Here is a 13,600-nt window from a genome sequence, read left to right on the forward strand (position 1 = left end):
AACAGGGGTAATGAAGAAGCAAGACAGCGCGCCCATGAATCCGTTGCCACTGGATTCGGAAACCATGCCGCTTTGGAGCCGGGCCGGTTTTCTGATCCGTCGGCTCAATCAGATCCACTACGCCATGTTCCTCAGCGAATGCGAGGAATTCGACCTCACCCCGGTGCAATACGGCGTGCTCACGGAACTGCGCGAGCATCCGGATATCGACCAGATCTCCCTGGCCCAGGAAGTAGGCATCGACCGCAGCAACGCCGCCGACATTCTGCGCCGCCTGGAGAAGCGCGGCCTGGTCAGTCGTCACCCCAGCCAGCGGGACCGCCGCATGAAGCTCAGCCGCCTCACCGAGGAAGGCGAGCGCATTACGCAGCGGATGTACGACAGTATGCGCCGCGCCCAGGACAAGCTGCTGGCACCGCTGCCGCCGGAAGACCAGAACGCCTTCATCATGATGCTGATGCGTCTGGTGAGCGCCAACAACCACCTGGGCCGCGCCGTGTTTCATCCCACCTGACCACGCCGCCTCGTTTTGCCCTTTGGTCTTGTCATTTGGGAAGCACACTGATTATTAATCCAGGAGAAAAGCCCAGCCACCACAAATAAACCTATTAAATACATGCACTTATAGAAAAAAACGTCGAAGGGCGCTTCCTTGAAATTAGGAAGTATACTGATATATATTGCGAGAAATCGCAGAATGATCAGGAGCAGCCCATGACCGGCACCACTTTTCTGTACGGGCGCCACGTCCACGCCAACGGGATCCGCCAGCACGTGCTGCGTTACGGCGGCCAGGGCCCGACCCTGCTGCTGGTGCCCGGCATCACCAGCCCGGCGGTAACCTGGGGCTTCGTGGCGGAACGGCTGGGCCGGCACTTCGACACCTGGGTGCTGGACGTGCGCGGGCGCGGCCTGTCGGAAAGCGGTGAGCATCTGGACTACGGTCTGGACGCCTGCGCCGACGACGTGCTGGCGTTGATCGGCGCGCTGGATCTGCACGATGTGATCCTGGTCGGGCACTCCATGGGCGGCCGCCACGGTATCCGCGCCGTGAAACGGGGCGGCGCCGACGGCCGCATCGCCCATCTGATCATGGTGGACCCGCCAGTCTCCGGCCCGGGCCGCCGCGCTTACCCCAGCGCCTGGCCCTGGTACCAGGATTCCATCCTGGAATGCCAGAAGGGCATCGACGCGGACCGCATGCGCCACTACTGCGCCACCTGGAGCGAGGAACAGCTGCAACTGCGCGCGGAGTGGCTGCACACCTGCGACCTGCGCGCCATCCGCGCCAGCTACGACGGCTTTCACCAGGACGACGTGCACGCCGACCTGCCGGCCCTGACCGGCATCCGCACCGGCCTGATGGTGGCCGGCCGGGGCGACGTGATCCTGCCCGAGGACGAAGCGGAGCTGCGCGAGCAGTTGCCGGATCTGCGCATCAGCCGCACCCCGGACGCCGGGCACATGATTCCCTGGGACGATCTGGAAGGTTTCTTCCGCGCCCTATCCGACTTGCTCGACCAGCCGCTCTAACCGCTCCGGACAAAACGGCCCGTAATAAGAAAAGGACCCACGCCATGACCACCTATCGCATCGGCCAGATCGTTCCCAGCTCCAACACCACCATGGAAACGGAAATCCCCGCCATGCTGCGCGCCCGGGAAAGCCGCTTCCCGGAACGCTTCACCTTCCATTCCAGTCGCATGCGCATGCACAAGGTGACGCCGGAGGAACTGAAAGCCATGAACGCCCAGGGCGTACGCTGCGCCGCCGAGCTGGCCGACGCCCGGGTGGACGTGATGAGCACCGCCTGCCTGGTGGCGATCATGGCCCAGGGTCTGGGTTACCACCGCCAGACCGAGGAAGAGCTGCGCCAGGCCGCCCGGGAAAACCACTGCGAGGCGCCGGTGATGACCTCCGCCGGCGCGCTGGTCGAAGGGCTGCATATTCTCGGCGCGAAGAAAGTGGCGCTGCTGGCGCCTTACATGAAACCGCTCACCGAAAAGGTAGTCGCCTACATCGAGCACGAAGGCGTGCAGGTCACTGACTGGCGCTGCTTTGAAATCCCCGACAACCTGGAAGTGGGCCGCCGCGACCCGCTCAAACTGATCGAGGACGTGGCCGAGCTGAAGACCAGCGGCGTGGACGCGGTGGTGCTGTCCGCCTGTGTGCAGATGCCCTCGCTGCCGGCGATCCAGACCGTGGAGGACGCACTCGGCATTCCGGTGGTGTCCACCGCCGTGTGCACCGTGCGCGGCATGCTCGACCGGCTCGGCCTGGAACCGGTGGTGCCCGGCGCCGGCGCCCTGCTCAGCGGTCGCTACCCGACCCCGGAGGCCAGGGCGTCATGAGCACCGCCAGCGATAACTATGCGGGCGTCTGGGACACGCGCATCGGCTTCGGGCAACGCCCGGCGCTGATCAGCATCGATTTCATGAAGGCCTACACCACCGACGGCGCCGACCTGTACGCCCCCGGCGTGGTGGACGCCCTGCCCCAGGCCGCCCGCGCCCTGGCCGCCGCCCGCGACGCCGGCGTACCGGTGATTCACACCAACATCCGTTATCAGCCCGGCCGGTTTCTGGACGGCGGCGTCTGGGTAAAGAAAGCGCCGGTGATGAAAGCCATGGTGGCCGGTAATCCACTGGCGGAATTCTGCGATGAGGTGATCCCCCGCGACGATGAGCTGGTGATCACCAAGCAATACGCCAGCGCCTTTTTCGGCACCTCCCTGGCCGCCACCCTCACCGCCCTGGGCGTGGACACCCTGGTGCTGGTGGGTTGTTCCACCAGCGGCTGCATTCGCGCCTCGGCGGTGGACGGCCTGCAACACGGCTTCCGTGTGATGGTGTTGCGCGACGGCGTCGGCGACCGCCATCCGGCGCCCCACGAGGCCAACCTGTTCGACATCAACGGCAAGTACGGCGACGTGATCGACACCGCCGATTTCCTCGAGCATCTCAAACAAGCGGGAACGACCCCATGACAACGATCAAGAAAATCGCCCTGGAAGAGCATTTCATGGCGCCGGGTTTCCAGGAATACACCGCCATGTTCTTCGACAAGATCGAGTCGGCGGGCCAAAAGGAACTGGCCGCCCGGCTGGACGACTTCGACCAGCTGCGCCTGGAAGAAATGGACCGCCACGGCATCGAAACCGTGGTGCTGTCCCAGTCCGGTCCGAGCGTGCAGGCGGAAGCGGACACCCAACGGGCGATCCGTCGTGCCCGGGAAAACAACGACTATCTGGCGGACCGCATCGCGCCCCACGGCGACCGCTACGCCGGCTTCGCCACACTGGCCATGCAGGACCCGACCACCGCCGCCGATGAACTGGAATACGCGGTGCGCGAGCTGGGCTTCAAGGGCTCACTGGTGAACGGCCACACCAACGGCGTCTACTACGACGACCCGGCCTATGACGCCTTCTGGGAGCGCATGCAGGATCTGGACGTGCCGCTGTATCTGCACCCCATCAATCCCTGGAAGGAAGTGGATTCCATGCGCGGCCACCCGGAACTGGCCGGTGCCGTGTGGGGCTGGGGCGTGGAAACCGGCACCCATGCGCTGCGGCTGCTGTTCGGCGGCGTCTTCGATCGCTTCCCGAACCTGAAAATCATTATCGGCCATATGGGCGAGGGCCTGCCGTTCATGCGCTGGCGCTTCGACAGCCGTTTCCCGGTCTATGCCCAGGGCGTGACCCTGGAGCGGGCGCCGTCCGAATACTTCGGTCGCAATATCGTGATCACCACCTCAGGGGTGTGCTCGGCACCGACCCTGATGGCGGCCATCGGCGAAATGGGCGAGGACAGCGTGCTGTTCTCCGTGGACTATCCCTACGAATCCACGGAACTGGCCACCCGTTTTATTGACGACGCGCCGATGAGCGACGAAGTACGCGCCAAGGTGTGCCGCGACAACGCCAAACGGCTTCTGAAACTTTAAGCACAGCCGGCTTGCCGGCGCGGTAAAAAGGCGGGAAACCGACCCGCCATATGAATCAAACCGGTGCACCAGCACCAATAACGTGCTCTAGTATACAAAAAAGTCGGACATTGGCGGGCCTGCGGCTGGCACAACATTTGCTCTTAGCTTCGTTGGAGCAGTCAGCCTCCGCCAATAGATCAGCATACTGACTATTAACAAACAGCGTTCAGGGATGAACCGGAGTCCGGCCACGGGCTCCGCCCGAATCGCACTCTGTACAGGTACTGAAAAAATGAAAGCATACGCAGCCTTACGCCACGCCTTTCTGATCGCCACCACCCTGGCTCTGACCCTGCCCGTTGTCGGCCATACCGCCGCTCGCGTCGGCCATGTGGAGGCTTCCGGCCAGCCCCTGGACCAGGTGCTCAAACTGAGCGCCAAACAGATCGCCGAACGCACCGACGGCCGGGTGGAATTCTCCGTGTTCCCCTCCTCCCAGCTCGGCAACGCCCGCGCCATGACCGAAGCGGTCCAGCTCGGCATGCAGGACGCCGTGGTGGTGCCCGCCGCGTTCATCGGCGGCTTCAACCCGCTGGTGTCGATCCTCGACATTCCTTATCTGATTCCCACCAGCGACGACCAGGCCAACGCCCTGCGCAAGAGCGACTTCGGCCGCGCCCTGCTGGATTCCTTCAAGGAAAAAGGCTTCGAAGCGGTGGCCCTGTGGCCCGGCGGCTTCAAACACTTCACGTCCAACAAAAAGCTGGAAGGCATCGACGATTTCAAAGGCCAGAAATTCCGCATCATGGACTCCCGCGTGCTGCGCGCCCAGTTTGAAGCGGTGGGCGCCCAGGCCATGCCGATTCCGTTCGGTGATGTGTACACCTCGCTGCAAACCGGCGTGGTCGACGGCCAGGAAAACCCGCTCGATTCCATCGCTCGCATGAAATTCCACGAAGTGCAGAAGTACCTGCTGCTGTCCGCCCACGGCGTGGTGGAAAACGTGGTGCTGTTCAGCCCCACCTTCTGGGCCGGTCTGTCCGACGCCGATAAGAAAACCGTGCGCCAGGTGTTCGTCGATAACGCCCTGGAACTGGCCAAGGTGAAAGGCGAGAACCAGAAGCAGGCGCTGGAGGAAATCAAAGCCGCCGGTCTCACCATCAACGAGCTGGATGACGCCGAACAGCAGGCCCTGCGTGAAAAAATGTACCCCGCCGCCCGGGACGCCTTCCTGGACCAGGCCGGCAAGAAGGGCCAGACGCTGATCGATCTGTACGAAGCCACGTACAGCGACATCACTGAATAACGGCGCGCCGGAGCGGGACGATGTGGACAAAATAATGTGGATGAAACTCTGGAGCGCCCTGGCCGGCGTGGAGCGCGCGCTGCTGGTGTGCCTGATGCTGGCCTTGCCGATTCTTTACGGCATCAACGTGCTGCTGCATAACCTGGCTCCCGGCCTGGCCCGGCACCTGGACGGCGTGGATGAGTTGTCCCGCTTCATCCTGGTATGGCTGGTGTGCGTCAGCCTCGGCTACACCATGGACAAGGGCCGGCACGTGTCCATGAACCTGCTACAGCGGTTCATCGGCGCCTCGCTGCTGGTCTGGATACAGCGTGGGCTGGACGTAATCGGGGCGCTGTTCTGCGCCTATATGACGGTACTTGGCTGGCAGTTTCTGCAACGCATCATCGCCACCGGCCAGGTGAGCAACACGCTGGATGTGTCCATGGGCTGGCTGTACGCCGCCCTGCCCCTGGGCATGGTGCTGCTGACCCTGCGCTACGTGCGCTACGTTCTGTTCCCCACGCACCGGCCGGCGCTCGACAGCGCCGACTGACGCCCGACGGCCAAGGATTCCTTCATGAAGTCTGTTCTGATCACCGTCGTCGCCGTGGCCCTGTTCGTGGCCGGCGCGGAAATTTTTCTGGTGCTGGGCGTGTCCGGGTTGGTGGGCAAGCACCTGTTCCTGGAAAACCTGCCGGACATCGTCATGGTCCAGAAGATGATCGGCGGCATCAACCAATCCACCTTGCTGGCGATTCCGCTGTTCGTGTTCGCCGCCGAGCTGATGGCACGCGGCAGCATCGCCGCGCGCCTCACCGGCATGGTCGAAGCGTTCATCGGCCACCGCCGCGGCGGCCTCAGCCACACCACCACCGGCGCCTGTTTCGCGTTCGGCGCGGTGAGCGGCTCGGCGCCGGCCACCGTGGCCGGCCTGGGCAAGATTCTGTTCCCACGGCTGATCGCCACCGGCGCCAGCCGCTCCTTCGCGGTGGGCCTGATCGTCGCCACCGCGGAAATTTCCTTGCTGGTGCCGCCCAGCATCACCCTGATCATCTACGGCTGGCTCACCGGCACCTCGATCATTGATCTGTTCGCCGCCGGCCTGGCGGTGGGTACCGTGCTGGCCGCCGCCTTCACCGTTTATGTGCATCTGAAAAGCCGCAAGGAAACCTCGCAGCTCGGCGAGAAAGCCAGCCGTGAGCAACGCTGCAAAGCGGTGAAAGCGGCGCTGCTGCCCATCGGCATGCCGATCATCATTCTCGGCGGCATCTACAGCGGCCTGTTCACCACCACAGAGGCCGCCGCCGTGGCGGCGCTCTACGCCCTGCTGGTGGAGACCCTGATCACCCGGGCGCTGAGCTGGAAAGGCGTGGCTCAAGTGGCCGAGTCCTCGGCGCTGATCACCACCACCCTGTTCATCATTCTCGCGGTGGGCAGTTTCGCCAGCTACCTGGTGACCGTGGCCGGCGTGCCGGCGGCGATCGGCGCCTTTATCGCCAGCGCCGACATCAGCGCGCTGCAGTTTCTGCTGATCGTCAACGTGGTGTTTTTGATCGCCGGCATGTTCATGGATCCGGTGTCCATGCAGATTGTACTGGTCCCCGTGCTGGCGCCGGTGGCCATGGCCCTGGGCGTGGACCCGGTGCAATTCGGCATCATCGTGGTCCTGAACGTGGCCATTGGTACCATCACGCCGCCGTTCGGCCTGGACCTGTTCGTCGCCTCCAGCGCGCTGCGCGTGCCGGTCACCGAGATCATCGCCGGTGTCTGGCCGTTCCTGCTGGTCAACCTGGTGGTGTTGATGCTGGTCACCCTGTTTCCGTCCGTCTCCACTTTCCTGCCCGGTCTGCTCAATTAAAGACCTTGGTGGGGAGGTGGACTTTTTTGTATTATTAGGAAGTATACTGATTAAATTGCGAGGTTGATCACCATGGCCTGGACCCCAGTGAAGGGCGCCGACGCACTGTCTCCGGACGGCGGCGTCATGGCCGTCACCATCGACAAGATAGCGGTGGCGCTCTACCGGTTCGGCGAGGACTATCTGGCCACCGGCAATATCTGCACCCACCAGTACGCGCTGCTCAGCGATGGCTTCGTGGAAGACGGCTGCGTGGAGTGCCCGCTCCACCAGGCGGTGTTCGACGTGCGCACCGGCAAAGCCCTGTCCGGCCCGGTGAGCAAGGATCTGGAGACCTACGCGGTGAAGGTGGAAGACGGCCAGGTGTTCGTGGACGTGACCCGCCCGGCCGAGGTCGCCGAAGCGCCCGCCGACAACCGCATCGCCATGGCCGAGGAACGGGATGACCGCTGCTTCGTTATCGTCGGCGGCGGCCAGGCGGCGGCCAGCGCCGCCCGTGCCCTGCGCGACGCGGGCTTTACCGGCACCGTCAAACTGTTCGCCCGAGAACAGGCGCTGCCCTATGAACGCCCGCCCCTGTCGAAAGCGATCCTGCTGGGCGAGGCGCCGCTGCACGGCCCCACGCTGCTGGACAACGCCGACGCGGCTGAGCTGAACATCGAGCTGCACCTGGGCGTGACGGTCACCGATATCGACGCGGAACGAAAGACCCTCACCGCCAGCGACGGCGACAGTCACACCTACGACCAACTGCTGCTGGCCACCGGCGCCTCGCCGCGCCCGCTGCCGATTCCCGGCGCGGACCTGTCCGCGGTGCACAGCCTGCGCACCCTGGAAGACGCCATCGCCTTCAAGCGTGCCCTGCAACCGGGCCGCCATATCGCCATTATCGGCAGCGGCTTTATCGGCCTGGAGGTTGCGTCGGCGGCCCGTCAACGGGGCTGTGAAGTGACCCTGGTGGAAGCCGCGCCGCGCATCTGCAGCCGCGCCCTGCACCCCCTGGCGGCGCTGCGCGTGCATAAGCTGGCTGAACAAAACGGCGTGCGCATTCTCACCGATGTGCAAACCACCGCCTTCGAAGCCGCCGACGGCGGCGTGGTCCTCAAGCTGAACAACGGCGACACCCTGCGCGCGGACAGCGTGCTGGTCGGCATCGGCGTGATTCCGGAAACCGCTCTGGCGGAGAGCCTGGGCCTGGATATCGAGAACGGCATCGTGGTGGACCGCTTTGGCCGCACCGGCCTGGACGGCGTGTTCGCCGCCGGCGATGCCGCCGTCACCCGCCGCCAGGACGGCACCCTTCTGCGACTGGAATCCTGGCAGAACGCCCAGGAACAGGCCGCCGCCGCCGCCCGCACCATGGCCGGCCAGGACACCGCCCACGACGCCGTGCCCTGGTTCTGGAGCGACCAGTTCGGGCACAACATTCAGATGCTGGGCCTGCCCACGGCGGACGACCAGATGGTCGCCAAGGCCGGCTCGAACGGGTCCGAAACGCTGTACTTCCACAACGGCGAGCGCCTCACCGGGGTGATCGCCTTCAATGATCCCGGCGCCATACGCCGGGGTCGCGAATGGCTGCGTCGGGGTCTGTCCGTCGACGCCCTGAACCGCCTTTTGGAGAACACCGCCGGCGCCGCCGGTGATGCCCGACTGCCCGCCCCACTCCGGAGAGGAACGATGAGCGATCTGTCCAACTACTACGTCTGGCCCCGGGAAGGTCTGACCCGCGTGCCGGACTGGGTGTACACCGACCCCTATATTTTCGAACTGGAAGTGGAACGTATCTTCCACGGGCCGACCTGGAACTACGTGGCCCTGGAAGTGGAAATCCCCAACGCCGGCGATTTCAAACAGAGCAACGTGGGCCCCACCCCGGTGGTGGTGAGCCGCGATGAGGACGGCGACATCAATGTGTTCGTCAACCGCTGCTCGCACCGCGCCGCCCAGTTCTGCCGCGACCTGCGCGGCAACACCGAAGAGTTCGTCTGCCCCTACCACCAGTGGTCCTACGACCTGAAGGGCAACCTGGCCGGGGTGCCGTTCCGGCGTGGCGTGGACGGCAAGGGCGGCATGCCCAAGGACTTCAAGACCTGCGACCACGGCCCCACCAAGCTGAAGGTGACCACCCGCCACGGCGTGGTATTCGCCTCCTTCGATCACGACATGAAGCCGCTGGAAGACTATCTGGGCCCGGACATGCTGCGCGAGTTCGACGCCACCTTCGACGGCCGCGAGCTGAAGTTGCTGGGCTATTACCGCAACTCCCTGCCGGGCAACTGGAAGCTCTACCACGAGAACCTGAAGGACCCCTACCACGCCACCCTGCTGCACACCTTCCTGGTCAGCTTCGGGCTGCTGGTGGCCGGCAACAAGTCGCAGATGATCTGCGATGAAACCGGTCTGCACGGTGCCATGGCCTCGGCGAAAAGCGACGGCGGCACCGTCAGTGAGGAAAACCAGAAAGAGATGCGCGCCTACCGGCCCGAATTCCAGCTGGAGCGGGAAGACATGCTCGACTTCATTCCCGAGTTCAACTCGGAGTGGAGCGTCACCATGTTGACGATCTGGCCCAACCTGATCGTGCAGCGGGAGATGAACACCCTGGGCGTGCGGCAGATCGTGCCCGGCGGCCCGGACGAATTCGTCATGAACTGGACCATGTTCGGCTTCGCCGACGACGACGAGGAAATGACCCGCCACCGCCTGCGCCAGGGCAACCTGATGGGCCCGGCCGGCTTCCTCGGTCTGGAGGACAACGAAGCGATCAAGTTCGTCCAGGACGGCATGAAGCGCACTCAGCCGGGCGAACATCTGGTGGCGCTGGATCCGGACACCCCCGCCGGCACCGCCGACACGCTGATTTCTGAATCCGCCATCCGCGCCATGTACCAAAGCTGGCGCCAGGCCCTGGACATCGAATAAGGGAGACTGTTATGGAAGCGATCAAGAAAAATCAGGCCGCTCCCGGGCTCGACCAGGGGCAACTGGTCCACGCCATCGAGCGCTTCAATACCGATTATTGCCGCGCCCTGGACGACGGGCGCCTGCACGACTGGGTGGAGTTCTTCACCGAAGACGCTTACTACGTGGTGTCCGGCCGTGAAAACCACGCCGCCAATCTGCCGGTGGGCCTGGTCTATTGCGAAGGCAAGGGCATGCTCAAGGACCGCGCCCTGGCGATCCTGGAGACGTCCATGTTCGCGCCCCGCTACCTGCGGCACTTCGTCACCAACACCTACGCCGAACCCCAGGACGACGGCACCATCGTCGCCGGCGCCAACTACATGCTCACTCAGGTACTCATGGACCAGCCCACCGCCACCCTGCATCAGGTGGGCTGCTATCTGGACCGCTTCGTGTTCGAGAACGGCGAACTGAAGCTCCAGGAACGGCGGGCCATCTACGACAACCTGCTGCTGAACAATGACTTGGTGTATCCCGTGTAACCCTCTTGGCGCGCCCCGGTGGCGCGCCTTTTTTATTCTCTAACGCCACCTTATTCTCTAACGCCACTTTATTCTCTAACGCCATGGAGAGGGTCATGTCCAACCTGACCGGCACCGGCAAGGCCGGGCTGGCCGCCTTTGGCTGCCTGCTGCTGGTGGGCACTTTCCTCGGCCTGTCGCTGATTCTGGCTAAGCTCGCCGACCAGGCCGGTGCGCCCCGGCTCACCTTTCTGATGGTGGGCATCGGCGGCGCCGGCCTGATCCTGACCGTGCTCTCCGCTCTGACCCGGCAATCCATGCCGATCAACCGGCGCACGCTGGAGTACGGGCTGATCTCCGGCTTTCTGCTGGCGGCGCCCACCGCCCTGGGCTTTCTGGCGGTGCGCCATGTGGGCGCCGGCTACCTGTCCATGAGTTTTGCCTTTCCGGTGCTGTTCACCTGGATCATCGCCACCGTGATGCGATTGGAAAGGGTGCGGCTGCTGCGGCTCACCGGCGTCGCCCTGGGGCTCGCCGGGGGGCTGCTGCTGGCCGCCGCCAAGGCCGGCAACGCCAGCGCTTCGCCGGGCTGGGCGCTGCTGGTACTGGCCATGCCGATGATGCTGGCCGCCGGCAACGTGTACCGCTCGCTTCGCTGGCCCGCCAATACCTCGCCCCTGTTTCTGGCCGGCCTGATGGAAATCGGCGCCGCCCTGATGCTGGTGCCCTGCGTGCTGCTGCTGGAGCCGGGTCGCGGCGGCGAACTGCTGGCCAACGACGCAACCGTACGGTTGCTGTGGATCGAAGTGGGCGTGTTCGCGGTGCTGTATTCGTTCTATTTCGTGCTACAGAAAATGGCCGGCCCGGTGTACCTGAGCCAGATCGGCACGGTCGCGGCCCTGGTCGGCACCCTGATCGCCATCCTCGCCCTGGGCGAAGCGCCACCGCCGTTTTTCGGGCTGGCGGTGGTGCTGGTGGCCGCCGGCACCCTCTTGTTTCATCGTGGCGCCCGCACCTGACCGGCCGGTTCCGGCGTCAAATCCGGCAAAATTTCACCGCAAAAAGTGAAACACCGGTCGAGTCCGGCGCCCTTCAATGGTACAAACCGGCTATCGAAGACAAAGAGATGGCCATGCGCGAAGAAAAAGACGTCTGGTACGGCACCCCTTCCCAGGTGGTCAACCTGGGCACCTTCATTGTGTGCGGGCTGCTGTTTTTCCTGGTGATTCCCCTGTTTATCGCCCTGTGGCGCTGGCTGGAGGTGAAGTACACCAAGTACGAGCTCACCACCCAGAGACTGCGCACCCGCTACGGCGTGCTCAACCGCAAAACCAACGAACTGGAGCTCTACCGGGTGCGCGACTACCAGCTTGAAGAGCCCTTTTTCCTGCGGCTGTTTTCCCTGGGTAACGTGATCCTGCGGACCTCCGACCGAACCAGCCCGGTGGTGGTCATCAAAGCCATCGAGAACGGCGAGGAGCTGCGCGAGAAACTGCGCCAGTACGTTGAAGAATGTCGCACCGCCAAAGGCGTGCGCGAATTCGACGTGGAATAAGGACCGCCATGACAACCTTTGACATTATTCTGCTGATCGTCGGCCTGGCGCTGCTGGTACTGGGCGCCGTGTCCGGCATCGCCCTGTTCGCCCGCGCCGTCAAACTCTCCGACAAATTCGGCGACGAAACCAACATCGGCACCCTCTGGGGCCTGTTCTTCCTCGGCCTCGCCGCCGGCCTCCTGATGATCTGGATCGCCCTCCCCTAGACGGGGTCGGACCTCGGCTACTTATTGATTTATAAATGCTTTTCCGATTTCCAAGCCAGTTTCAGGTCCTTAGACCGCGTATATGGGGCCGGAAAATGGCGTTTAAGAAAGTAGCCAGGAGCGAATGTCGGCTAAACTACCGATTTGCTCCCCCAAAATAGCCTCTTAAAGCAGAAACTGCGGGCTGAGCAAGGCGTCGACCTCCATTAAATCAAAGGGTTGCCGAGGTCCGACCCCACCCAACAAGGTACGGCCAACCATGAACATTACCCCTTTTCAGGCGCTGGCCTGCCCGTTGGATGGCGAGCCGCTGCGGCAAGGTGACCGCACCTGGCACTGCGCCGGCGGCCACAGTTTCGATATCGCCCGCCAGGGCTACGTTCACCTGCTGCCGGTCCAGCGCAAGCGTTCACGGGACCCCGGCGACAGCACGGATATGGTGGCGGCCCGTCAGCGCTTTCTCGCCGCCGGTCATTACCGGCCGATTGCCGAAGCGGTAAGCCGCGCGGCGCTGGAAGGGCTACCCGCCGATGCGATGGCTCACTGCCTCGATGCCGGTTGCGGGGAGGGCCACTATCTGCGGGAGTTGGCCCGTTTCGCCGATGGAAAGCCGCCCCTGGCACTGCTCGGGCTGGATATTTCCAAGCCGGCGGTGCTGGCCGCCGCGAAACAGGATAAGCGCGCCCGGTGGGTGGTGGGCAGCAACGCCAGGCTCCCCGTGCTGTCCGCCACGCTGGACCGGCTGCTGTGCCTGTTCGGCTTTCCCGTATATGACGAGTTCGCCCGCGTGCTGAAGCCCGGTGGGCTGCTGTTACAGGTCGATGCCGGGCCTGATCATCTGCGTGAGCTGCGCGAGATCATCTACCCGACACTCAAGCCGGAGCGCGCGGGCAGCCCGGAAACGCCGCCGGGCTTTACCCTGCTGGGGACCGAGACGATCCGCTATCCGCTCAAGCTGGCCGGCGCGCAACCCATCGCCGACCTGTTGGCGATGACCCCGCATCTCTATCGCGCCAACGCCGAAGGCCGGGCGCGAGCGGCAGCGCTTGAAACGCTCACCGTCACCGTGGATGTACGCCTGATGCGACTCGAGCGTGCCCCGGGGGTCGGACCTCGGTTACTTATTGATTTATAGGCACTTTCCCTGGTTTTCGTATCGGTTTTCATCCCTTAAACCACCTATACGGGGCCTCAAACCGGCGTTTAAGCAGGCCGCCCGAGCCGAATGCTTGGCTGAAAGCTTGGTTTTGCTACCCCAAACCAGCCTCGTAAGGCGAAAAATTCGGGCCGATCAGGGCATCGGAACCCATGAAATCAAAGCGTTACCGAGGTCCG

Annotated in this window: 14 protein-coding genes; all 14 read left to right on the forward strand. The window is 63.9% G+C overall.

Going from position 1 to position 13,600, the window contains the following annotated elements; translation table 11 throughout:
- The first annotated feature begins 10 nt into the window (after positions 1 to 10).
- The 14 genes from ACLD0W_RS02460 to ACLD0W_RS02525 all read left to right on the forward strand — a co-directional run bounded on the left by ACLD0W_RS02460 (position 11) and on the right by ACLD0W_RS02525 (position 13,400).
- A complete protein-coding gene (locus ACLD0W_RS02460) occupies positions 11 to 514 on the forward strand; it encodes a MarR family winged helix-turn-helix transcriptional regulator (protein WP_410305923.1) in 504 nt (167 codons plus the stop codon).
- 200 nt (positions 515 to 714) lie between these two features.
- On the forward strand, positions 715 to 1,533 hold the full coding sequence (locus tag ACLD0W_RS02465; RefSeq protein ID WP_410305924.1) for an alpha/beta fold hydrolase: 819 nt from the start codon (positions 715 to 717) through the stop codon (positions 1,531 to 1,533).
- Between the two features lie 44 nt (positions 1,534 to 1,577).
- A complete protein-coding gene (locus ACLD0W_RS02470; RefSeq protein ID WP_410305925.1) occupies positions 1,578 to 2,351 on the forward strand; it encodes an Asp/Glu racemase in 774 nt (257 codons plus the stop codon).
- Positions 2,348 to 2,986 (forward strand): isochorismatase family protein, encoded by a 639-nt coding sequence (locus ACLD0W_RS02475; RefSeq protein ID WP_410305926.1) that lies wholly within the window; start codon positions 2,348 to 2,350, stop codon positions 2,984 to 2,986. The genes ACLD0W_RS02470 and ACLD0W_RS02475 overlap by 4 nt, the downstream gene beginning before the upstream one ends.
- Positions 2,983 to 3,945 carry an amidohydrolase family protein gene (locus tag ACLD0W_RS02480; protein ID WP_410305927.1) on the forward strand — a complete coding sequence of 321 codons (963 nt, stop codon included), beginning with the start codon at positions 2,983 to 2,985 and terminating at the stop codon, positions 3,943 to 3,945. Before ACLD0W_RS02475 ends, ACLD0W_RS02480 begins: the two co-directional genes overlap by 4 nt.
- Positions 3,946 to 4,219: 274 nt before the next feature.
- Positions 4,220 to 5,233 (forward strand): TRAP transporter substrate-binding protein, encoded by a 1,014-nt coding sequence (locus ACLD0W_RS02485; protein ID WP_410305928.1) that lies wholly within the window; start codon positions 4,220 to 4,222, stop codon positions 5,231 to 5,233.
- Positions 5,234 to 5,255: 22 nt separating this feature from the next.
- The gene (locus ACLD0W_RS02490; protein WP_410305929.1) at positions 5,256 to 5,768 is read left to right on the forward strand and encodes a TRAP transporter small permease; all 513 of its coding nucleotides are present in this window, start codon (positions 5,256 to 5,258) and stop codon (positions 5,766 to 5,768) included.
- A 24-nt stretch (positions 5,769 to 5,792) separates the two neighbouring features.
- A complete protein-coding gene (locus tag ACLD0W_RS02495) occupies positions 5,793 to 7,073 on the forward strand; it encodes a TRAP transporter large permease (RefSeq protein ID WP_410305930.1) in 1,281 nt (426 codons plus the stop codon).
- A gap of 72 nt (positions 7,074 to 7,145) precedes the next feature.
- On the forward strand, positions 7,146 to 9,998 hold the full coding sequence (locus ACLD0W_RS02500; protein ID WP_410305931.1) for an FAD-dependent oxidoreductase: 2,853 nt from the start codon (positions 7,146 to 7,148) through the stop codon (positions 9,996 to 9,998).
- An 11-nt stretch (positions 9,999 to 10,009) separates the two neighbouring features.
- On the forward strand, positions 10,010 to 10,522 hold the full coding sequence (locus ACLD0W_RS02505) for an aromatic-ring-hydroxylating dioxygenase subunit beta (protein ID WP_410305932.1): 513 nt from the start codon (positions 10,010 to 10,012) through the stop codon (positions 10,520 to 10,522).
- Positions 10,523 to 10,617: 95 nt separating this feature from the next.
- Complete coding sequence (locus tag ACLD0W_RS02510; RefSeq protein ID WP_410305933.1) at positions 10,618 to 11,520, forward strand: EamA/RhaT family transporter; 903 nt, start codon at positions 10,618 to 10,620, stop codon at positions 11,518 to 11,520.
- Positions 11,521 to 11,633: 113 nt separating this feature from the next.
- Positions 11,634 to 12,056, forward strand: a complete 423-nt coding sequence (locus ACLD0W_RS02515; protein WP_410305934.1) for a PH domain-containing protein — start codon at positions 11,634 to 11,636, stop codon at positions 12,054 to 12,056.
- An 8-nt stretch (positions 12,057 to 12,064) separates the two neighbouring features.
- Positions 12,065 to 12,265, forward strand: a complete 201-nt coding sequence (locus tag ACLD0W_RS02520) for a hypothetical protein (RefSeq protein WP_410305935.1) — start codon at positions 12,065 to 12,067, stop codon at positions 12,263 to 12,265.
- 259 nt (positions 12,266 to 12,524) lie between these two features.
- Complete coding sequence (locus ACLD0W_RS02525) at positions 12,525 to 13,400, forward strand: putative RNA methyltransferase (protein WP_410305936.1); 876 nt, start codon at positions 12,525 to 12,527, stop codon at positions 13,398 to 13,400.
- Positions 13,401 to 13,600 lie beyond the last annotated feature (200 nt).

The sequence above is a fragment of the Alloalcanivorax sp. C16-1 genome (genome assembly GCF_046507805.1).
Taxonomy (GTDB): Bacteria; Pseudomonadota; Gammaproteobacteria; order Pseudomonadales; family Alcanivoracaceae; genus Alloalcanivorax.

Excerpts from the sequence above, each read along its gene's own strand:
- ACLD0W_RS02460 (WP_410305923.1), top strand. The coding sequence starts at position 11 with ATGAAGAAGCAAGACAGCGCGCCCATGAATCCGTTGCCACTGGATTCG.
- ACLD0W_RS02465 (WP_410305924.1), top strand. The coding sequence starts at position 715 with ATGACCGGCACCACTTTTCTGTACGGGCGCCACGTCCACGCCAACGGG.
- ACLD0W_RS02470 (WP_410305925.1), top strand. The coding sequence starts at position 1,578 with ATGACCACCTATCGCATCGGCCAGATCGTTCCCAGCTCCAACACCACC.
- ACLD0W_RS02475 (WP_410305926.1), top strand. The coding sequence starts at position 2,348 with ATGAGCACCGCCAGCGATAACTATGCGGGCGTCTGGGACACGCGCATC.
- ACLD0W_RS02480 (WP_410305927.1), top strand. The coding sequence starts at position 2,983 with ATGACAACGATCAAGAAAATCGCCCTGGAAGAGCATTTCATGGCGCCG.
- ACLD0W_RS02485 (WP_410305928.1), top strand. The coding sequence starts at position 4,220 with ATGAAAGCATACGCAGCCTTACGCCACGCCTTTCTGATCGCCACCACC.
- ACLD0W_RS02495 (WP_410305930.1), top strand. The coding sequence starts at position 5,793 with ATGAAGTCTGTTCTGATCACCGTCGTCGCCGTGGCCCTGTTCGTGGCC.
- ACLD0W_RS02500 (WP_410305931.1), top strand. The coding sequence starts at position 7,146 with ATGGCCTGGACCCCAGTGAAGGGCGCCGACGCACTGTCTCCGGACGGC.
- ACLD0W_RS02505 (WP_410305932.1), top strand. The coding sequence starts at position 10,010 with ATGGAAGCGATCAAGAAAAATCAGGCCGCTCCCGGGCTCGACCAGGGG.
- ACLD0W_RS02510 (WP_410305933.1), top strand. The coding sequence starts at position 10,618 with ATGTCCAACCTGACCGGCACCGGCAAGGCCGGGCTGGCCGCCTTTGGC.
- ACLD0W_RS02515 (WP_410305934.1), top strand. The coding sequence starts at position 11,634 with ATGCGCGAAGAAAAAGACGTCTGGTACGGCACCCCTTCCCAGGTGGTC.
- ACLD0W_RS02520 (WP_410305935.1), top strand. The coding sequence starts at position 12,065 with ATGACAACCTTTGACATTATTCTGCTGATCGTCGGCCTGGCGCTGCTG.
- ACLD0W_RS02525 (WP_410305936.1), top strand. The coding sequence starts at position 12,525 with ATGAACATTACCCCTTTTCAGGCGCTGGCCTGCCCGTTGGATGGCGAG.